Annotated in this window: 21 protein-coding genes and 1 pseudogene; 12 read left to right on the top strand and 10 right to left on the bottom strand. The window is 73.2% G+C overall.

Annotated elements, in window-relative coordinates; genetic code table 11:
• Positions 1-61 precede the first annotated feature (61 nt).
• Positions 62-724: an alpha-ketoglutarate-dependent dioxygenase AlkB family protein gene (locus tag ACIP5W_RS18410; protein ID WP_401474064.1), complete on the bottom strand. Its 663-nt coding sequence runs from the start codon at positions 722-724 to the stop codon at positions 62-64.
• Between the two features lie 67 nt (positions 725-791).
• Between ACIP5W_RS18410 and ACIP5W_RS18415 the strand changes: the two genes are divergently transcribed.
• Positions 792-1,928, top strand: coding sequence for a methyltransferase (locus ACIP5W_RS18415; protein WP_401474445.1), 1,137 nt, complete (start codon positions 792-794; stop codon positions 1,926-1,928).
• Here ACIP5W_RS18415 and ACIP5W_RS18420 read toward each other — a convergent pair.
• Positions 1,915-2,769, bottom strand: a complete 855-nt coding sequence (locus ACIP5W_RS18420; RefSeq protein WP_401474066.1) for a ketose-bisphosphate aldolase — start codon at positions 2,767-2,769, stop codon at positions 1,915-1,917. The two genes, ACIP5W_RS18415 and ACIP5W_RS18420, sit on opposite strands and share 14 nt — an antisense overlap.
• A 49-nt stretch (positions 2,770-2,818) precedes the next feature.
• Complete coding sequence (locus ACIP5W_RS18425) at positions 2,819-3,703, bottom strand: SIS domain-containing protein (RefSeq protein WP_401474068.1); 885 nt, start codon at positions 3,701-3,703, stop codon at positions 2,819-2,821.
• Between the two features lie 81 nt (positions 3,704-3,784).
• Between ACIP5W_RS18425 and ACIP5W_RS18430 the strand changes: the two genes are divergently transcribed.
• From ACIP5W_RS18430 to ACIP5W_RS18445, 4 genes are all read left to right on the top strand, one after another.
• Complete coding sequence (locus ACIP5W_RS18430; RefSeq protein ID WP_401474071.1) at positions 3,785-4,564, top strand: DeoR/GlpR family DNA-binding transcription regulator; 780 nt, start codon at positions 3,785-3,787, stop codon at positions 4,562-4,564.
• A gap of 145 nt (positions 4,565-4,709) precedes the next feature.
• Complete coding sequence (locus tag ACIP5W_RS18435; protein WP_401474074.1) at positions 4,710-6,182, top strand: FAD-binding protein; 1,473 nt, start codon at positions 4,710-4,712, stop codon at positions 6,180-6,182.
• 301 nt (positions 6,183-6,483) lie between these two features.
• On the top strand, positions 6,484-7,701 hold the full coding sequence (locus ACIP5W_RS18440; protein WP_401474077.1) for an MFS transporter: 1,218 nt from the start codon (positions 6,484-6,486) through the stop codon (positions 7,699-7,701).
• A 4-nt stretch (positions 7,702-7,705) separates the two neighbouring features.
• Complete coding sequence (locus ACIP5W_RS18445) at positions 7,706-8,020, top strand: hypothetical protein (protein ID WP_401474080.1); 315 nt, start codon at positions 7,706-7,708, stop codon at positions 8,018-8,020.
• Between the two features lie 44 nt (positions 8,021-8,064).
• Here the strand turns inward: ACIP5W_RS18445 and ACIP5W_RS18450 are convergent, their stop codons facing one another.
• A complete protein-coding gene (locus ACIP5W_RS18450) occupies positions 8,065-8,454 on the bottom strand; it encodes a MarR family winged helix-turn-helix transcriptional regulator (RefSeq protein ID WP_401474083.1) in 390 nt (129 codons plus the stop codon).
• Positions 8,455-8,539: 85 nt separating this feature from the next.
• On the opposite strand from ACIP5W_RS18450, the gene ACIP5W_RS18455 reads away from it, so the two are divergent.
• Positions 8,540-10,021 (top strand): MFS transporter, encoded by a 1,482-nt coding sequence (locus ACIP5W_RS18455; protein WP_401474086.1) that lies wholly within the window; start codon positions 8,540-8,542, stop codon positions 10,019-10,021.
• 132 nt (positions 10,022-10,153) lie between these two features.
• Entirely contained in the window at positions 10,154-10,519 is a 366-nt protein-coding gene (locus ACIP5W_RS18460) for a DUF6332 family protein (protein ID WP_401474089.1), read from the top strand.
• Here the strand turns inward: ACIP5W_RS18460 and ACIP5W_RS18465 are convergent.
• Positions 10,483-10,791 (bottom strand): annotated as a pseudogene (locus ACIP5W_RS18465) (LuxR C-terminal-related transcriptional regulator); the annotation flags it as partial. The gene ACIP5W_RS18460 and the pseudogene ACIP5W_RS18465 overlap by 37 nt on opposite strands.
• A 94-nt stretch (positions 10,792-10,885) precedes the next feature.
• On the bottom strand, positions 10,886-11,575 hold the full coding sequence (locus ACIP5W_RS18470) for a TetR/AcrR family transcriptional regulator (protein WP_401474092.1): 690 nt from the start codon (positions 11,573-11,575) through the stop codon (positions 10,886-10,888).
• Between the two features lie 172 nt (positions 11,576-11,747).
• Here ACIP5W_RS18470 and ACIP5W_RS18475 point away from each other — a divergent pair, with 172 nt between their 5' ends.
• Positions 11,748-12,206, top strand: a complete 459-nt coding sequence (locus tag ACIP5W_RS18475) for a nitroreductase family deazaflavin-dependent oxidoreductase (RefSeq protein ID WP_401474095.1) — start codon at positions 11,748-11,750, stop codon at positions 12,204-12,206.
• A 133-nt stretch (positions 12,207-12,339) separates the two neighbouring features.
• On the opposite strand, the gene ACIP5W_RS18480 is transcribed toward ACIP5W_RS18475, so the two are convergent.
• Positions 12,340-13,590, bottom strand: coding sequence for a geranylgeranyl reductase family protein (locus ACIP5W_RS18480; protein ID WP_401474098.1), 1,251 nt, complete (start codon positions 13,588-13,590; stop codon positions 12,340-12,342).
• 134 nt (positions 13,591-13,724) lie between these two features.
• On the opposite strand from ACIP5W_RS18480, the gene ACIP5W_RS18485 reads away from it, so the two are divergent.
• Both ACIP5W_RS18485 and ACIP5W_RS18490 read left to right on the top strand, forming a co-directional pair.
• Complete coding sequence (locus ACIP5W_RS18485) at positions 13,725-15,080, top strand: dipeptidase (RefSeq protein WP_401474101.1); 1,356 nt, start codon at positions 13,725-13,727, stop codon at positions 15,078-15,080.
• A gap of 149 nt (positions 15,081-15,229) precedes the next feature.
• Complete coding sequence (locus ACIP5W_RS18490; RefSeq protein ID WP_401474104.1) at positions 15,230-15,382, top strand: MBL fold metallo-hydrolase; 153 nt, start codon at positions 15,230-15,232, stop codon at positions 15,380-15,382.
• A 3-nt stretch (positions 15,383-15,385) separates the two neighbouring features.
• Here the strand turns inward: ACIP5W_RS18490 and ACIP5W_RS18495 are convergent, their stop codons facing one another.
• From ACIP5W_RS18495 to ACIP5W_RS18505, 3 genes are all read right to left on the bottom strand, one after another.
• Positions 15,386-16,429, bottom strand: a complete 1,044-nt coding sequence (locus ACIP5W_RS18495) for an NUDIX domain-containing protein (RefSeq protein WP_401474107.1) — start codon at positions 16,427-16,429, stop codon at positions 15,386-15,388.
• Positions 16,430-16,570: 141 nt separating this feature from the next.
• Entirely contained in the window at positions 16,571-16,765 is a 195-nt protein-coding gene (locus tag ACIP5W_RS18500) for a hypothetical protein (RefSeq protein ID WP_401474110.1), read from the bottom strand.
• Between the two features lie 114 nt (positions 16,766-16,879).
• Positions 16,880-17,833, bottom strand: a complete 954-nt coding sequence (locus ACIP5W_RS18505; protein WP_401474113.1) for an ROK family protein — start codon at positions 17,831-17,833, stop codon at positions 16,880-16,882.
• A 201-nt stretch (positions 17,834-18,034) separates the two neighbouring features.
• Here ACIP5W_RS18505 and ACIP5W_RS18510 point away from each other — a divergent pair, with 201 nt between their 5' ends.
• Together ACIP5W_RS18510 and ACIP5W_RS18515 are read left to right on the top strand one after the other, a co-directional pair.
• Entirely contained in the window at positions 18,035-19,084 is a 1,050-nt protein-coding gene (locus ACIP5W_RS18510; protein ID WP_401474116.1) for a LacI family DNA-binding transcriptional regulator, read from the top strand.
• Positions 19,085-19,432: 348 nt separating this feature from the next.
• Positions 19,433-19,834 carry a VOC family protein gene (locus ACIP5W_RS18515; RefSeq protein ID WP_401474119.1) on the top strand — a complete coding sequence of 134 codons (402 nt, stop codon included), beginning with the start codon at positions 19,433-19,435 and terminating at the stop codon, positions 19,832-19,834.
• The last annotated feature ends 16 nt before the right edge of the window (positions 19,835-19,850 follow it).

Consider the following 19,850-nt stretch of genomic DNA (forward strand, 5'->3'; position numbering starts at 1 on the left):
AGTCTCCCATGATCCGCGAGGGCGTTTCCCTCGGCTCGGCCCGGCCCGGAGCCGGGGGGCGTCAGGTGCCGTCCGGGAAGCCGCCGACCCGCAGGGTCAGGTTCAGCCGGCCGGTCAGCCCCAGCCGGGCCGGGGCGGTCCCGGGACGCACCCGGGGCACGCCGTGGTAGGCGAGCCGGGAGGGTCCGCCGAACACGAACAGGTCGCCGCTGACCAGCTCGACGTCGGTGTAGGGGCGGGTACGGGTCTCGGTGTTGCCGAACCGGAACACGCAGGTGTCGCCGAGACTGAGGGACACCACGGGAGCGTCCGACCTCTCGTCGGCGTCGCGGTGCATGCCCATGCGGGCGTCGCCGTCGTAATGGTTGATCAGCGCGATGTCGTACGCCGCCCGCCGGGCCGCCTCCGGACCGAGTGCGTCGGTCACCGCCCGGCGGCCCAGCTCGCCCAGCCAGGCCGGGAAGGGCTTGACCGGGGTGCCGTCGCCGTCGACGACCGTGCGGGCGTAGCCGTACGGATACCAGTGCCGGCCGAGGCAGACCTGGCGGGCGGTCATGGTGCCGCCGCCCGGCGTGCGGACGGTGCGCAGCCCCGCGGGCGGACGGGCCCACTCCCGGCAGGCCTCCAGCAGCTCCCGCTGAGCGGCCGGGTCCAGCCAGTCCGGCAGGTGCACGGCGCCCGGCGCGACCTCCGCGCGTTCCCGGGGAAACAGCTCGGTGTCCATGGCACCATCCTGCCCCACCGGTTCTGAGCTGCGGCTGGGCTAGCCTTGACCCACGATGAACGACCGTATGACGACGCCGTGGGGCGAGGTCGCGCTGGCCCGCCACCCCGAGGACCCGCGTGACAGGCTGCGCGCCTGGGACGCCTCCGACGCGTATCTGCTCCGCCACCTCGCCGAGCGGGGGGTCCCGTTGTCCGGCACGGTGGTGGTGCTCGGTGACCGCTGGGGCGCGCTGGTGACGGCACTGGCCGCGCACCGGCCGACGCAGATCACCGACTCCTGGCTGGGCCAGGAGGCGACCCGGCAGAACCTGGCCCGCAACGGCGTCGAGCCCGGCTCCGTCCGGCTGCTGACCACCCAGGACCCGCCGCCCGAGCGCGTCGACGTGCTGCTGGTGCGGGTACCGAAGAGCCTCGCGCTGCTGGAGGACCAGTTGCTGCGGCTGGCTCCCTCGGTGCACGCGGGGACCGTCGTGGTCGGCACCGGCATGGTCAAGGAGATCCACACCTCGACCCTGCGGCTGTTCGAGCGGATCCTCGGTCCCACCCGCACCTCCCTCGCCGAGCAGAAGGCCCGGCTGATCCTGTGCACCCCCGACCCGGCGCCGGCACGTCCCGCCAACCCGTGGCCGTACCGCTACGACCTCCCCGCAGGCCTCGGGCCGCTGTCCGGGCGTCCGGTCGTCAACCACGCGGGCGTGTTCTGCGCCGACCGGCTCGACATCGGCACCCGGTTCCTCCTCCGGCACCTGCCGCCGACGCGGGGGGCCCGCCGAGTGGTCGACCTGGGGTGCGGCAACGGTGTCGTGGGGACGGCGGTGGCACTGGCCGACCCGCAGGCCGAGGTGCTGTTCACGGACGAGTCGTTCCAGGCGGTGGCCTCGGCGGAGGCGACGTACCGGGCCAACGGGGTTCCGGGCCAGGGGGAGTTCCGGGTCGGGGACGGGCTCGCGGGGGTACCGGACGACAGCGTGGACCTCGTGCTGAACAACCCGCCCTTCCACTCCCACCAGGCCACGACGGACGCCACGGCCTGGCGGATGTTCACCGGAGCGCGGCGGGTGCTGCGGCCGGGCGGCGAACTGTGGGTGGTGGGCAACCGGCACCTCGGTTACCACGTGAAGCTGCGGCGGCTGTTCGGCAACAGCCGACTGGTGGCCGGTGACCCGAAGTTCGTGGTGCTGAAGGCCGTCAAGCGGGGGTGAGGACACCGCTGATCCGCTCGACGGCGTACGCCATCGCCTCCCGTCCCACGGCGAGGTAGCCGCGCGAGTCGACCGCCTCCGGATGCGCGGCCAGGTGATCGCGGATGGCGCCGGTCATCGCCTGGTTGAGGGCGGTGCCGATGTTGACCTTGGTGATGCCGGCCGCGACGGCCGCTCTCAGCTCGTCGTCGGGTACGCCGGAGGAGCCGTGCAGGACGAGCGGCACGTCCACCTCGGCCCTGAGTCGTGCGAGCAGCCGGTGGTCGAGGGTGGCGGTGCGGGTGGTCATCGCGTGGACGCTGCCGACGGCGACGGCCAGGGCGTCCACCTGTGAGTCGGCCACGAAGGCGCGGGCCTCGGCCGGGTCGGTGCGGGCGCCGGGCGCGTGGGCGTCGCGCGCGGCCTTGCCGTCCTTGCCGCCGATCTCCCCCAACTCCGCCTCGATCCACAGGCCTCGGGCGTGTGCCAGGGCGGCCGCGGCGCGGGTGGCGGCGAGGTTGTCGTCGTACGGGAGCTGCGAGGCGTCGTACATCACGGAGCTGAATCCGGTGTCCGCCGCCTCCCGGAGCAGGGTTTCGGTCCTGATGTGGTCGAGGTGCAACGCGACGGGTACACAAGCCCGTTCGGCGGTGGCGACGGCCGCGCGGGCGAGCGGGAGGAGGCGTCCGTGGCGGAACCTGACGGCGTTCTCGCTGACTTGGAGGACGACCGGTGTGCCGGCCCGCTCGGCGCCGGTGATGACGGCCTCGATGTGTTCGAGGGTGATGATGTTGAAGGCGGCGACGGCGGTGCGGGCCGCGCGGGCCCGGGTGACCAGGTCGGCGGTGGTGGTGAGGGGCACGGGTCTCCTCGTCGGCGGACTCCAGGGGGCTTCAGGGGCTTCAGGGGCTTCAGGGGGCGAGGATCACCGACCGGGTGAGGTGGCGCGGCCGGTCCGGGTCGAGGCCGCGGGCCGCGGCGACGGCCACGGCGAGGCGTTGGGCGCGCACGAGTTCGGCGAGCGGGTCCAGCGTGCCCTGGACCCACGACGCGCCGGTGCCGCGGACCTGTTCGGCCAGACCGTCGGGCGCCTCGCCGAACATCCAGGTCGCGGTGGATTCGTCGCTGACGCTGATGGGGCCGTGGCGGTACTCCGTCGCGGGGTACGCCTCGCTCCAGGCGAGGGCCGCCTCACGCATCTTCAGGGCGGCCTCGTCGGCCAGCCCGACGGTCCATCCGCGGCCCAGGAAGGTGAACCGGTTGCACCCCGGGAACCCTTCGGGCAGCGGCTCGGCCAGCGCGGTGCGGGCGTCGGCGACGACGGCGTCGGTGTGCAGGCCGAGGTGGGCGCGGAGCAGGGTGAGGGCGGTGGTGGCGAACCGGGTCTGCACGACGGAGCGTTCGTCGGCGTAGTCGAGGGCGACGGTGTGGTCGGCCGCGGTGCCGGCGGGTGTCCCGGGGTCGGCGGTGACGACGGTGGTGGTGGGGGTGCGTCCGCGCAGTCGGGCGAGCAGGCCGACGACCTCGGTGGTGGTGCCGGAGCGGGTGAGGGCGACGACCCGGTCGTAGGTCCGGTGGTACGGGAACTCGGAGGCGGCGTGGGCGTCGCTCTCGCCGTGCCCCGCGCCCTCGCGCAGGGCGGCGGCGGACCGGGCCATGAAGAAGGAGGTGCCGCACCCGACGAACGCGACGCGCTCGCCCTGGACCGGCAACTCTCGGTGGAATCGGGTGACTTCGGTGGCGGCGCGGGTCCAGCAGGCGGGCTGGTCGGTCAGCTCGTCCTCGACATGGGTCATGTCCCACCCCTCGCGTCGGTGATGGTTCATGCAAGATAGAGCCATCTTTCGAACAACTTCAAGCACGCGAACGGAGTCTCCATGTCCCGCGACGCCCGGTGGAAGACGCTGCTGGACCTCCTCGTGGAGCGCGGCCGGCTGGACGTCGAGGAGACGGCGGCCGAGCTGGGAGTGTCGGCGGCCACGGTCCGCCGGGATCTCGACCAGCTCGCCGAGCAGCAGCTGCTGGTGCGCACGCGCGGTGGCGCGGTCGTGCACGGGGTGTCGTACGAACTGCCGTTGCGGTACAAGACGGCGCGCCGGGCTCCGCAGAAGCAGCGCATCGCGCGGGCGGTGGCGGAACTGGTCGTCCCCGGTGAGGCGGTGGGGCTGACCGGGGGCACGACGACCACGGAGGTGGCCCGCGCCCTGGCCGTGCGCGGCGATCTGGCCGCCGGTTCGCCGGCCCTCACCGTGGTCACGAACGCGCTGAACATCGCGGGCGAGTTGGCGGTGCGGCCCCAGTTCAAGATCGTGGTGACGGGCGGGGTGGCACGGGCGCAGTCGTACGAGCTGGTGGGGCCGCTCGCGGACGGGGTGCTGGGACAGATCACACTGGACGTGGCGGTGCTGGGGGTGGTCGCCTTCGATGTGACGCACGGCGCCGCCGCGCACGACGAGGCGGAGGCGGCGGTCAACCGGATGCTGTGCGAGCGTGCCGTGCGGGTCGTCGTCGCGGCCGATTCCGGCAAGTTGGGGCGGCGCGCGTTCGCCCGAATCTGCGCGGCCGACGCGGTGGACACGCTGGTCACGGACGCGGCGGCGGACCCGCGGGCGGTACGGCGGTTCGAGGAGGCGGGGATCCGGGTCCTCGCGGTGTGACGGCTCCGGACCCCCGTGCGGCACAGCGGATCACGGCGACAGCGGATCACCGGCGAAACACCGTACGTGACGGATCGAACTGCCCTACCCTGTCGAGGATTTCAGGATTTGAAGATTTCGTAGAGATGGAGAGGTGGAAGTGCGCATGCCCCGCACACCTTCCAGACGTACCGTGCTGCGCGGACTCACCGTCACCGGAGCGGCGGTGGCCGGCTTCGACCCCGCCGCCCGCGGCTGGGCCGCGGACGCCACGGGGACCGATGGGCGACTCGCCGGGATCCCCCGCCTGGACGGGACGCTGACCAGGGACGACGCCTCGCTCGGCGCCGCGTCGGACGACTACGGGCACATCGTGCACCACCGCCCGGCGGCCGTCCTGCGGCCGGGCTCGGTACGCGACGTCGTCGCCATGGTCCGGTTCTGCAACGAGCAGCGCGTGCCGGTCGCGCCGCGCGGCCAGGGGCACGCGCCGTTCGGCCAGGCGCAGGTGTCGGGCGGCCTGGTCATCGAGACCGCGACGCTCGCGGGCATCGGCCCCGTGGGGCCGGACAGCACCACCGTGACGGTGGGCGCGGGCGCCCGGTGGAGCGAGGTGGCCAGGGCCACCCTCGCGCACGGGCTCACTCCGCCCGTCTTCACCGACTACATCGAGCTCTCCGTCGGCGGCACCCTGTCCGTGGGCGGCCTCGGCGGCCAGGCCCACCGGCACGGCGCCCAGGTCGACAACGTCACCGGACTGCGGGTCGTCACCGGAGCGGGCGAGCTGGTCCGCTGCTCCCCGACCCGCCGCCCCGACCTCTTCCACGCCGTCCTGGCCGGCCTCGGCCAGTGCGGGATCATCGTCGAGGCCACGCTCCGCCTGGTACCCGCGCCCGCGACCGTGCGCCACTACCACCTCGCCTACGACGACCTGGAGACCTTCCTCGACGACCAGCGCCTCCTCGTCCAGGAGGGCCGCTTCGACTACGTCGAGGGCCAGGTCGCCGCGGACGCCGACGGCGCCTTCCGGGCCTACACCCTGGAGGCGGTGGCCTACGGACCGCCGGTCGGCCCCGCTCCGGACGACGCGAGGCTGCTGCGCGGTCTGCGCCACACGCCCTCCGGCGTTCAGTACGAGGACCGCTCCTACTACGACTTCCTCGACCGGCTGGCACCCCTCGTCGCCATGCTGAAGGAGGCCGGCTTCTGGACGTACGCGCACCCGTGGCTGAACCTCATGGTGCCCGGCACGTCCGCCGCCGCCGTCAGCGCTCCGCTGCTGGACGCGCTCACCCCGGCCGACCTGGGCCCCGGCGTCATCCTGTTCTACCCCTTGCTGCGCGAGCGGCTCACCACCCCGCTGCTGCGCAGCTCGGACGAGCCGGTGTCGTACCTCTTCGACATCCTGGGCGCGACCCCGCCCGACGACACCGCCGCAGTCGAACGCCGGCTGGCGGCGAATCGTTCCGCCTACGAGGCCGCGCTCGCGGCCGGCGGCACCCAGTACCCCGTCGGCAGCATCCCGTTCACCCGCGCGGACTGGCGGACCCACTTCGGGACGGCCTGGCCGGCGCTCGAGGCGGCGAAGCACAGGTACGACCCGCGGCGGATCCTGGTCCCGGGCCAGGGCGTCTTCTGAGGCACCACCGCACCGGACCAGTGTGCCGGGCAGGCCGGTTCGGCGCCGCACCCGTCGATGTCGCCGCCAAGGAGGCGGAGGTGATCAGCACGTTCGCCGCCTCCGCCGGCTCCTCGGCCGGGCCGGCGGCAGGACGGCCTGCTCGGCGCTCCTGGCGGTGACCGGCTCCACGGCGGCCCGCCGCGAACGCGGCACGACGGCTGTGCACGCCGCGACCCCTCGACGGGGGTGCGGCCCACCCCGACCGGTGTACGGCTCAACCACCTTGCCGGGGTCGCGAGGTTCCACTTAGCCTCATTTTGTGCCGTTAATAAACAAAGCCCGTTCGCACACCGCCGTGCGGGGCCACTCCCTCAGCCGGCTCCGCCTCGTCCTCACCGTCTTCTTCGCCCTCGACGGCTTCGTCTTCGCCGGCTGGGTGGTGCGCATCCCCGCCGTCAAGGAACAGACCGGCGCTTCCGCCAGCGGTCTCGGCCTCGCCCTCCTCGGCGTCTCCGCAGGCGCGGTGGTGACGATGCTGATCACCGGTCGCCTCTGCCGGCGGTACGGCAGCCATCCGGTCACCGTGGTCTGCGCGGTGCTGCTCTCCCTGAGCGTCACCCTGCCGCCGCTGACCCACTCCGCGCCCGCACTCGGCGCCGTCCTGCTCCTCTTCGGCGCGGCCTACGGCGGTATCAACGTCGCCTTCAACAGCGCGGCCGTCGACCTGGTCGCGGCCCTGCGCAGGCCGATAATGCCCACCTTCCACGCGGCCTTCAGCATGGGCGGCATGATCGGCGCCGGGCTCGGCGGGCTGGTCGCGGGTTCCCTCTCCCCCGCACGCCACCTCCTGGGCCTCGGCCTCATCGGTCTGCTGGTGACGGCACTGGCCGGACCCGCGCTGCTTCGCCAGGCACCCGCCGGCGCCGCCCCGCACACCGGCGAGGACGCGCGACCGGTGCAACCGGCCGACAGGGCCGCCCGCACCCGCCGCCCGGTCGTCGTCTTCGGCCTGATCGCCCTGTGCACGGCCTACGGCGAAGGGGCCCTGGCCGACTGGGGCGCCCTGCACCTCCAGGAGGACCTCGGCACCTCACCGGCACTCGCCGCCGCCGGTTACTCCTGTTTCGCCCTCGCGATGACCGTCGGCCGGCTCACGGGCACGACCCTCCTGGAACGGCTGGGCCACACCCGCACGGTGGTCGTCGGCGGCACCGTGGCGGCCGTCGGCATGCTGATCGGCTCCCTCGCCCCGGCCCCCTGGGCGGCGCTCCTCGGCTACACCGTCGCCGGGCTCGGGCTGGCCAACCTCTTCCCGGTGGCCGTCGAACGCGCGGGCACCCTCGCCGGCCCCACCGGCGTGGCCGTCGCCTCCACCCTCGGCTACGGCGGCATGCTCCTCGGCCCACCCGCCATCGGCTTCATGGCCGACTGGTTCTCCCTCCCCACGGCCCTCACCAGCGTGGCGGCACTCGCGGCGGTCGCGGCGCTGATCGGCCTCACCATGCGGCGCACGGCGAGCGACGCCACCCATCCATGAGGCCGTGCCCCCGGCCTTCGCGGCGGACGGCAACGAACTGCCGCGCGCCCTCCACGCACGCCCCGGGAGCAAGGTGCCCACCGGGGAGCCCCGGGTGCTGCGGGGACGGGCGACGGACGCGGACGACGCGGTGGGGACCGTACGCCTGTCCGCGCAGCCGCCGCAGACGGAACGCGGCGGCGAGGCGGACGCGGACCGCGAGGTGACCGGACCCGCGGCGCCGCTCAGTCTGTCGCTGTGGAACCGGCTGCCGTACCCCGCCGCCGGCGGGGACACCGCGCCGGCCCGCTCGTGGCGGGAGAGGCCGGCCGGGACCTGAAGCCGACGGCCGCCGGTCCGTCAGTCCGTCAGTCCGTCAGTCCGTCAGTCCGTCAGCATGCGGGTGAGGACCGAGCGTTGCACGGGAAGCACCTCACCGTGCAGCGAGCGCCCCTTCTCGGTGAGCGCCACCTGGACGCCCCGGCGGTCCTCGGAACACATGGCGCGCTCGACGAGACCGTCCCTCTCCAGCCGGGCGATCAGCCGCGACAGCGCGCTCTGGCTCAGATGGACCCGCTCGGCGATCTCCTGGACGCGGAAGCTGCGCGCGCCGGCCGGGGCGGTTCCCGCGAGCACGTCGAGCACCTCGAAGTCGCTGCCGCACAGGCCGTGTCCGTGCAGCGCGCGGTCGAGTTCGCACTGCGTGCGGGCGTGCAGCGAGAGCATCTCCCGCCACTGTTCCACGAGCGCCTGTTCGGCCTTGTCCGCCGCCATGGCGGCACCGTAGCAGAGAACCGGATTCATTGCGCCGGAATTAAATTCTCTTGCATCCAATGCATACGCATGTATTGTCTGCGGCATGACCTCTCCGCTCCCCTCCCCGGTGTCCGAGGGACGCTGGACCCCACGGCTGTGGGGCACCCTGCTGGTGCTCTGCGCCGCGATGTTCCTGGACGCGCTGGACGTGTCGATGGTCGGCGTCGCCCTGCCGTCCATCGGTTCCGACCTGGGACTGACCACCTCGACCCTGCAATGGATCGTCAGCGGCTACATCCTGGGCTACGGCGGCCTGCTCCTCCTCGGCGGCCGCACGGCGGACCTGCTCGGCCGCCGCCAGGTCTTCCTCGTCGCCCTCGGCGTCTTCGCGCTCGCCTCCCTGCTCGGCGGCCTCGTCGACTCGGGTCCGCTGCTGATCGCCAGCCGGTTCATCAAGGGCCTGAGCGCCGCCTTCACCGCCCCGGCGGGCCTGTCGATCATCACCACGACCTTCCCGGAGGGCCCGCTGCGCAACCGCGCGCTCTCCATCTACACCACCTGCGCCGCCACCGGCTTCTCCATGGGCCTGGTCCTCTCCGGCCTGCTCACCGAGGCCAGTTGGCGCCTCACCATGCTGCTGCCCGCGCCGATCGCCCTGGTCGCCCTGGTCATCGGCGTGAAGCTGCTGCCGCGCAGCGCGCGCGAACCGGGGCACAACGGCTACGACGTCCCCGGCGCCGTCCTCGGCACCGCGTCGATGCTGCTGCTGGTCTTCACCGTCGTCCAGGCCCCCGAGGTGGGCTGGACCTCCGTCCGCACCCTGCTCTCCTTCCTGGCCGTCGCCGTGCTGCTGACCGTCTTCGTCCTGGTCGAGCGGCGCTCGCCCGGCCCGCTGATCCGGCTCGGCGTGCTGCGCTCGGGCAGCCAGGTCCGCGCCCAGCTCGGGGCGATGGCCTTCTTCGGCTCCTACGTGGGCTTCCAGTTCCTGGCGACGCTGTACATGCAGACCCTGCTGGGCTGGTCGGCGCTGCACACCGCGCTGGCCTTCCTGCCGGCCGGTGCGCTGGTGGCGCTGTCCTCGACGAAGGTCGGCTCGGTCGTGGACCGGTTCGGCACCCCACGGCTGATCGTGACGGGCTTCGCCCTGATGGCCGCCGGTTACGCCCTGTTCCTGCGCGTCGACCTCACCCCGGTCTACGCCGCCGTCATCCTGCCCAGCATGCTGCTGATCGGCGCGGCCTGCGCGCTGGTCTTCCCCTCGCTCAACATCCAGGCGACCAATGGCGTGGCGGACCACGAACAGGGCATGGTCTCCGGCCTGCTGAACACATCGGTGCAGGTGGGCGGCGCGCTCTTCCTCGCCGTGGTCACGGCCGTGGTGACCGCGGGCGCCCCGGCGGACCCCACCCCGCAGGCCGTGCTGGACAGTTACCGCCCCGGCCTGATGGTGGTTACGGGCGTCGCCGCCCTCGGCCTCCTGATCACCCTGCCCGGCCTGCGCACCCGCCGTTCCCGCGGGTCGGTCGTGGTCACCGGGTCCACCGCGGAGAAGGCGGTCGCGGAGCGGGTTCCGGTCCGCGACTAGGGCCCTGTCGTCACCTTCCCGTCGATGCCCGCGGGGCGCGCGGCGACGTGACGAGAGGGCACAGGGGGACGCCTCCGCGTGCGCCCGGCGGGCCGGTTGCCCCGCCGGGCGCGCACCTGTGAGACTGCCGGTATGACCGGCCACGGGGGACGTCGCACGCAGGCGGAACGCGATGCGATCACCGTCGAGATCGGGTACGCGCTGTTCAGCGCGGCCTTCGCGGCGGCCGTGCTGTTCGGGGCGGTCGCCGGGCCGGCGCTGCTGTTCGACCTCCCGGACCCCTTGGAGAAGGTGCTCCTCCGGACGGGACTCGCGGTCTCCCCCGTGATGTTCCTGGTCCGGGTGGTGAGTGTGCTCATCCGGTTCCGCGCGGAAGCCGTGGCCGCCCGCACCGACGCAACGTCCGGCGACGGCAACGGCGACGGCAACGGCAACGGCGAGATCGAACGCCGTGGCGGTCGGCCCAGCCAGCCCGGTCCGACCAGCCCCGACTCGTAGGCCGGCACCACCGGTTGGGCCCGGTCCCGGGCTCCCGGTTTCACCATGGTGCGGCTGACGTGGGTCTTCGCGGTGAGCGGGCTGACCACCAGGCAGTGGGCGATCTGCTCGTCGGCCAGACCGATCCCCACGAGCGCCATCACCTCCCGTTCCCGCCCGGTGAAACGTGCCGGCCCGGAGGCGGCCGCGGGCTCCTTGGAGCGGGCGGCGAACTCCGCGATGAGCCGCCGCGTCACCCCGGGCGGCAACAGGGCGTCCCCCGCCACCGCCGCCCAGCGTCGCCGACCCGCTCCCGCATGCCCGCCGGGCCGTTGCCGCTGCGGGCGGCGTCCGTGCCGGCCGCCGGCCGCAGCGCCCCCGCGGGCGCTACCCGAGTCCCACCCCCTTGGCCAGCCCCGTCGCGGCATGACGGAAGAACGGCTCACGGTCCTCGACGATACGGTTGAACTGGCCGAACACCTCGAAGCCGACCAGCCCGTACAGCTGGGCCCAGGCCGCCACCAGTGCCGTGGCCGTCTCAGGGGAGAGTTCGGGCGCGACGTCGGCCGTCAGCCGCTCCGCCTCGGCACGCAACTCGGCCGGAAGGGGCGGCGCGGCGGGCGGGGCGGCCAGGCCCGCGTCCCGGGCGATACCGATCAGCAGGTGCCCGACCCGGGCGGCGGCGGGCACCGTCGTCTGCGGTGCGCTGTAGCCGGGCACCGGCGAGCCGTAGATCAGTGCGTACTCGTGCGGATGCGCCAGCGCCCAGGCTCGCACCGCCTCGCAGACCGCGACCCAACGCCGGACGGGGTCTGCGTCGGCGACGGCTGAGTGGGCGGCCTCCGCGCTCTCGCCGAGGGAGTCGTAGGCGTCGATGATGAGCGCGGTGAGCAGGTCGTCGCGGCTGGGGAAGTAGCGGTACAACGCGGAGGAGACCATGCCCAGTTCGCGGGCGACGGCCCGCAGGGACAGCTTGGCGGCTCCCTCGGCGGCGAGCCGGCGACGGGCCTCCTCCTTGATGGTGGCGGTGATCTCGATGCGGGCGCGGGCGCGGGCCCCTCGGGTGGCGCTGCTCATGGACACCAGTGTTCCACGAGTCGGGAGCAGTGCACACAATCAAGAGCAGTGAACCGAAAAAAGAACACCGAACCAAAAAGAGAGCGGTGCTCTTGCCGGAGAGGGACGATCCGGTGCAGACTTCCACCACAGAGCGAGAGCAGTGCTCACACTTACCGTCCAGGAGGCATCCATGTCCGCCGCCCACGTCAAGAAGCCCGGCTGGTTCACCGTCAACGTCCTCAACCGGGCCGTCGCCTGGCTGACCCGACGCGGGCTGAGCGTGTGGGGGTCCAGGGTCCTGGCGGTGCGCGGCCGCAAGAGCGGTCAGTGGCGGACCACGCCGGTGAACCTGCTGACGCTGGACGGGCGCCAGTACCTCGTCGCCCCGCGCGGTCACGTCCAGTGGACGCACAACATGCGCGCGGCCGGCGGCGGTGAACTGCACCTGGGCAGAAAGGTGGACGAGTTCACCGCGGCCGAGGTCGGCGACGACGAGAAGGTGCCGCTGCTGCGCGCCTACCTCAAACGCTGGAAGGCGGAGGTGGGTGTCTTCTTCGACGGTGTCGGGCCCGACTCCCCCGACGCCGACCTGCGCCGCATCGCCCCCGACCACCCGGTGTTCCGGATCACGGTCATCGGGAGCCGGTGACCCGCACCGTCCGGCACCGGCCCCGGGAGCGGACATGCACAAAACCGGCGCCCCGAACCACTCGGACGGACGAAGGACGAAGAACGACGGACGAAGGACGACGGACGAAGGACGAAGGACGAAGGACGACGCCTCAGGAACCGGCCTCCTCGGCCGCGTCCGGGCCCGCAGCCGCCTGCCGCCGGTCCATCACGTTCAGGGCGCGCTGGGCCAGCGGGTGCGAGCGCACGAGCTCGCCGAGGGTCGTCCGGCCGCGGGTGATGTCCGTGAACGCCCGCCAGGCCGGACGCACACCGGTCAGGGCCGCGTGGAAGAGACCCGGACGCCGCTCGAAGAGGGCCAGCATCCGCTTGCCCACGCTCATCTCCACACCGAGCCCCGCCTTGATCGCGAAGGCGTAGTTGAGAGCCTGGCGACGGGCGTCCACCGCGTCGTGCGCCTCCGCGATGCGCACCGCCCACTCGCCGGCGATCCGGCCCGAGCGCAGCGCGAAGGAGATTCCCTCGCGCGTCCACGGCTCCAGCAGCCCCGCCGCGTCGCCGCACACCAGCACCCGGCCGCGTGAGAGCGGCGAGTCGTCGGCGCGGCAGCGGGTCAGATGACCGGAGGAGATGCTCGGTTCGAAGCCGGCGAGGCCGAGCCGCCCGATGAAGTCCTCCAGGTACCGCTTGGTGGCGGCGCCCTCGCCGCGCGCGGAGATCACCCCGACCGTCAGCGTGTCCCCCTTGGGGAACACCCAGCCGTAACTGCCGGGCATCGGGCCCCAGTCGATGAGGACCCGGCCCTTCCAGTCCTCGGCGACCGTCTCGGGCACCGGGATCTCCGCCTCCAGGCCGAGGTCCACCTGGTCGAGCTTCACGCCGACGTGTGCCCCTATGCGGCTCGCGCTGCCGTCGGCGCCGACGACCGCCCGGGCCAGCACCGCCTCTCCGCCCTGCAGGACGACCGCGACCGTGCGCCGGTCGGGCACGGCCGAGCCGTGCTGCTCGACGCGCGTGACCGTGACGCCGGTGCGCAGTTCGGCGCCGGCCTTCTGCGCGTGCTCGACGAGCTGCTGGTCGAACTCGGGCCGGTTGATCAGCCCGAACAGCATCTGCCGGGAACGGCGGGTACGGGTGAAGCGTCCGTTGTTCGAGAACGTCACCGCGTGCACCCGGTCCTGGAAGGGCAGTTCGAAGCCCGGTGGGAGGGCGTCGCGGGAGGGACCGATGATGCCGCCGCCGCACGTCTTGTAGCGGGGCAGCTCCGCCTTCTCCAGCAACAGCACGCGCCGCCCCGCGACCGCCGCCGCATAGGCGGCCGAAGCCCCCGCGGGTCCCGCGCCCACCACGACGACGTCCCACACCTGCTGCACGTCGTCCGCCGAAGAGTTCTCGCTGCTCACGATGGTCTACTGCTCCCGATCAAGCCGCCTGCCGCACCTGTCCCCCGCATCCTACGACCGAGATCGCCGCGGTCGGTTGTGGGAGGATCGGCAACACTCATCGGTACAACGTCGCACCCACAAGGAGCGTGCCCATGTCGTCGAATCCGGTCGCCGAGACCGTCGCCTCGCTGATGCCCAGGGCGAAGGCGGAGCTCACCGAACTGGTGGCCTTCAAGTCGGTGGCGGACTTCGACCAGTTCCCGCGCTCCGAGAGCGAGGCCGCGGCGAACTGGATCGTCGCCGCCCTGCGCGCCGAGGGCTTCCAGGACGTGGCCCTCCTCGACACTCCCGACGGCACGCAGTCGGTGTACGGCTTCCTGCCGGGCCCTGAGGGCGCGAAAACGGTTCTGCTGTACGCGCACTACGATGTGCAGCCGCCGCTGGACGAGGCCGGCTGGGCCACCCCGCCCTTCGAGCTGACCGAGCGCGACGGCCGCTGGTTCGGACGGGGCACCGCCGACTGCAAGGGCGGCTTCATCATGCACCTGCTGGCCCTGCGCGCCCTCAAGGCGAACGGCGGGGTGCCCGTCCATGTGAAGGTGATCGTCGAAGGCTCCGAGGAGCAGGGCACGGGTGGCCTGGAGCGGTACGCCGAGCAGCACCCCGAGCTGCTCGCGGCCGACACCATCGTGATCGGCGACGCGGGCAACTTCCGGGTCGGTCTGCCCACCGTGACCTCCACGCTGCGCGGCATGACGATGATGCGGGTGAGCGTCGACACCCTCGCGGGCAACCTGCACTCCGGCCAGTTCGGCGGCGCCGCGCCCGACGCGCTGGGTGCGCTGATCCGCGTACTGGACTCGCTGCGCGCGAAGGACGGCTCGACGACCGTCGACGGCCTGACCGACGGCCCGGCGTGGGAGGGACTCCAGTACGACGAGGAGCAGTTCCGCAAGGACGCCAAGGTCCTCGACGGCGTCGCACTGATCGGTTCCGGCACGGTCGCCGACCGCATCTGGGCCCGCCCCGCGGTCACCGTCCTCGGCATCGACTGCCCGCCGGTGGTCGGCGCGACCCCGTCGGTGCAGTCGAGTGCCCGGGCGCTGATCAGCCTGCGGGTGCCGCCGGGCGTCGACGCGGCCGAGGCGACGAAGCTGCTCCAGGCCCACGTGGAGGCGCACACGCCGTGGGGCGCGCGGGTGCGGACCGAGCAGATCGGCCAGGGCCAGCCGTTCAGCGCCGACACCACGAGCCCGGCGTACGCGGCGATGGCCGAGGCGATGGCGGTCGCCTACCCCGGCCAGGAAATGAATTACGCCGGCCAGGGCGGCTCCATCCCGCTGTGCAACACCCTCGCGTCGCTGTACCCGCGCGCGGAGATCCTCCTCATCGGCCTGAGCGAGCCGGAGGCCCAGATCCACGCGGTCAACGAGAGCGTCTCACCGGAGGAGCTGGAGCGTCTGTCGGTGGCGGAGGCCCTGTTCCTGCGCACGTACGCGGCGAGCTGAGCCGCGCGCTCCGCTCTCGGCAGAGGGCCTCGCCCGCCTGGTGGGGCCCTCTCCACGGTCGTCCCACGGACGTCGTCGCACTCATCCCCCGTCTGCACCTGCTGCGCTTCCCGGTCGGCCGGGCCCGTCCCCGCGACGGCGTCGACGGGTTGACGCTCTTCGACGCCGGACCACCCGGCTCCGGCCGCGCGATCGCCGACGCGGTCGCCGCCCTGGGGCACGGCCCGGCCGCCGTACGGCGTGCGGTACTCACCCACTTCCACGAGGACCACGAGGAGCACGCGGGCGGCGCGGCGGCGTGACGGTCATCCGAGGGGGACGCCGGCCTCCAGGTAGAGCGCGGCGCCCCGCTCCCGCGCCCGCAGGGCCCAGCGCAGCCGTTCGTAGCGGACCGGGGGCAGCAGGCCGGCGGCCTCCTCCTCGGTGGCGAAGCGCCAGCCCCGCAGTTCGGGGCCCGGCAGCAGCAGCCCCTCGGCCGCCGCGGAGTCGAGCCGGCCGCCGTCGAAGAGCAGGCGCAGCCCGCCGTATCCGGGAGGCGTCGGCCGCTCCCAGTCGACGACGAGCAGCCGCGGTACGTCGGCCAGCCGGACGCCGGTCTCCTCCTCCACCTCGCGCATGCCCGCGCGCGCGGGCGCCTCGCCCGGTTCCACGACACCGCCGGGGAACTCCCAGCCGGGCTTGTAGGTGGGGTCGACGAGCAGCACCCGGTCCCGCTCGTCGAAGAGGAGCACCCCGGCTGCCAGCGTCTCGGCGGTCGGTTCGGGGGTCTGCACGATGTCGCAGGCGGTCACCGCCCCGCTGCCGACCGCCTCCGCGATGCGCAGGGCGGTCTCGTACGGGGTGAGGTCGCTGGAGTCGACGGGGTGGGCGTCCGCGGTGAGCCAGCCGGCGAGGGCGGCGCGGTACGGCTCGATGTGGTCGTACGACCACTGCCGTACCCGTATCTCGCCGTCGGGGAGGCCGGGCGGGAGGTCCCGCCCGGCTATTCGTTCGCGCAGGATCGTTTCCGCCGGGGTCAGCAGCACGTGCCGGACGGCGATCCGGCGGGCGGCGAGGCCGCCGAAGATCTCGTCGCGGTACTCCTGGCGCAGCAGGGTCATGGGGACGACGAGGGTGCCGCCCAGTTCGCCGAGGAGCGCGGCCGCGGTGTCGATCACGAGCCGGCGCCAGATCGGCAGGTCCTGGAAGTCACCGACCTCGGCGAGGCGTTTGGGCGGCAGCAGGTGCGTGAGCGCCGCCCCCACGTCCTCGGGGTCGAAGAGCGTGCTGTTCGGGATCAGGTCGATCAGTTCCCGTGCGGCGGTCGTCTTTCCCGCGCCGAACGCGCCGTTGATCCAGACGACGGTCACGTCTCCCCCTCTGCTGTCGGCCCCCTGTGGCTTGCCCGCTCCACCCTGCCACGGAAACCACCTCCCGTTGAGGGCGCCCGGACGGCGCGGCGCCGGTCCCCGGGCGGTGGGGACCGGCGCCGTGACCGCGGCCGGAAGCCGTCAGCCGGTCCCGCCCAGGGCGTTCTCGTCGAGGGCCAGGCTGTCGTCGGCGATCGTGTGGTCGAGGCTGCTGAGGGTGTCCCCCACGTTCAGTCCGTCGAGGTCCTCACCGCCGGCACCGTGCGAGGGAGTGATCGCCGCGACGACGAAACCGGTGGCGAGGGAGGCGATGGCGAGCATGCTGCGCTTCTTCATGCCCTGATCAACTGCGCAGCCCGCGTGAGGTCACGCGCCGACCGCGATCCCTTCGCGGGCGGAGGGCGGGCACTCGAGAGGGAACGTTCCTCCTGGCCGTCCGTCCCGGGCTCCTCAGACCCCCGCCGCCGTCCTCTCCGGCCCGCTCGCCAGCGCCGCGGCGGCCGCTCCCACCAGCCCGGCGTCGGTGCCCATCTGGGCGGGCACCACGGTCAGCCGCCGTACGAAGGACAGCGTGGCGTAGTCGGCGAGGGACCGCCGCAGGGGCGTGAGGAGGACGTCGCCCGCCTTGCCGACGCCGCCGCCGATCACCGCGATGTCGATCTCGACGAGGGTCGCGGTGGCGGCGATGCCCGCGGCCAGCGCCTGGGCGGCACGCGCGAACGAGGCCACGGCGACGGGGTCGCCCGCGCGGGCGGCGGCGGCCACGGCGGCGGCGGAGGAGTCGCCGTCCGGGCCGGGCCGCCAGCCGTTCTCCAGGGCCCGCCGGGCGATGTTGGGTCCGCTGGCGATGCGCTCCACACAGCCGCGCGCACCGCAGGGACACGGGTCACCGTCGAGATCGACGCTGATGTGACCGATGTGACCGGCGTTGCCGGTGGGTCCGGGATGGAGACGGCCCCCCAGGACGAGACCCCCGCCGACGCCGGTGGAGACCACCATGCACAGGGCGTTGTCGTGGCCGCGGGCGGCGCCCTGCCAGTGCTCGGCGGCGGTGATCGCCACACCGTCGCCGATCAGCTCGACGGGGAGGTTCCCGGTGGCGGCCCGGACCCGCTCGACCAGCGGGTAGTCGCGCCAGCCCGGTACGTTGACCGGGCTGACCGTGCCGGTGGAGGCGTCCACCGGACCGGCGCTGCCGATGCCGAGGGCACGGGCGCGCTCCCACAGCGGCGAGGCCGTGAGGTCCCCGAGCACCTCCTCGACGGCCCGCATCACGGTGTCGCCGTCCTGCTGGGCCGGTGTGGGCCGCTGGGCGCGGACCAGGATCGTGCCGCCGCCGTCCACCAGCGCGCCGGCGATCTTGGTGCCGCCGATGTCCAGCGCGGCCACGAGGTCGGTGTGCATCAGTCTCGGTTCTCCCCGTCAACCATCGAAAAAAGGGCTGGCCGGTCCAGCGGTGGGGACGTGGGCCGGGATTGCGGTGGACAGTCTCCCCCGCATCTGACAACGTTGTCCAGGCCCTATGCTCGTCGGCACATCCTCAACCGCCTCCAGGGACGCCCGCACCGCACGCGTCTCCGTGGACAACAGGACAGGACCCGCCCCGTGCCCGAGACGCCCCGCCGCGCAGTCGGCATCTCCGCGAACCGCTACGGCAATCGTCCCACCATGAAGGACGTGGCGGCACGCGCGGGGGTGGGGCTGAAGACCGTCTCCCGCGTGGTGAACGGCGAACCGGGGGTCACGCCGGAGACGGAGCGGCGTGTCCAGGAGGCCATCGAGGCGCTCGGCTTCCGCCGCAACGACAGCGCGCGGGTCCTGCGCAAGGGCCGTACCGCCAGCATCGGCCTGGTCCTCGAGGACCTCGCCGACCCCTTCTACGGTCCTCTCAGCCGAGCCGTGGAGGAGGTGGCACGGGCCCACGGCGCGCTGCTCATCAACGGCTCCAGCGCCGAGGACCCGGACCGGGAACAGGAGTTGGCGCTGGCCCTGTGCGCGCGCCGGGTCGACGGGCTGGTGGTCATCCCGGCCGGCGACGACCACCGCTACCTGGAACCGGAGATCAAGGCCGGCGTGGCGACGGTGTTCGTCGACCGGCCCGCGGGGGGCATCGACGCCGACTGCGTCCTGTCGGACAACTTCGGCGGGGCCCGGGAGGGCGTGGCCCACCTCGTCGCGCACGGGCACCGCAGGATCGGCTTCATCGGGGACATGCCGCGCATCCACACCGCGGCCGAGCGGCTGCGCGGTTACCGGGCGGCGATGGAGGACGCGGGGATAGCCGTGGAGGACGCCTGGATGTCCCTGGGTGTCACCGATCCCGCACGGGTGCGCCGGGCGGCCCGGGAGATGCTCTCCGGGCCCGCCCCGGTCACCGCGGTCTTCTCGGGCAACAACCGGGTGACCGTCACCGTGATCCGGGTGCTCGCCGAGCAGAGCCGCCCCGTCGCCCTCGTGGCCTTCGACGACCTGGAGCTGGCCGACCTGCTCGAGCCGGGCGTCACGGTGGTCGCGCAGGACGCAGCCGCCCTGGGCCGTACCGCCGCCGACCGCCTGTTCCGGCAGCTGGACGGCACCCTGATCGCCCCGGAGCGCATCACCCTGCCCACCCGGCTCATCGCCCGCGGCTCGGGCGAACTGCCGCCGGCGGACTGAACCCGGCCCGGACGGACACACGGAGCACCGCGCCCGGAAGGCCAAGGACCCGGCCGAAGCGGCGCGGCGGCCGTCCGGTGACTGCGGCACGTCGCCTCTCGCGGGTGCCGGACGCCGGTGAGGCACTCTGCGGCACGGCGGGGCGGGACGGCCCCGGTACCGGTCGGTTCCGGTGATCGGCCGCGGACCCCCGAGCCGGCGGACACCGGCGGTGTGGCCGCATCGAGCCGGGACGGGGGCCCGGAAGCCTCTTCCTGGCTAGGATCGCCGTACGGCATCGCGTGTCGGTCACCGGCCGGGTGAGGCATGGAGGTGCCCGTGAGTTTGCCTTATGGAGGCATTCCACACATGTCAGTACAGCTGAACCACACGATCGTCCACTCCCGTGACAACCGGGAGTCCGCCGAGTTCCTGGCCCACGTCCTGGGACTCGAAGTCGGTTCCGAGTGGGGCCCGTTCGTCCCGGTCGGCACCGGCAACGGGGTCACCCTGGACTTCGCCACCGTCCCGGCGGAGTCCATCACCGTGCAGCACTACGCGTTCCTCGTCTCCGAGGAGGAGTTCGACGCCGCGTTCGGGCGGATCAGGGAAGCCGGGATCACGTACTTCGCCGACCCGCACGGAAAGCGGCCGGGTGAGATCAACCACCATCACGGCGGGCGGGGGCTGTACTTCATGGACCCCGCCGGGCACGGGATGGAGATCATCACCACGCCCTACACCTTCCCCGAGCAGCAGCGGAAGCAGTAGCAGTCGCAGGAGTAGT

The organism is Streptomyces sp. NPDC088766, assembly GCF_044750845.1.
GTDB lineage: Bacteria > Actinomycetota > Actinomycetes > Streptomycetales > Streptomycetaceae > Streptomyces.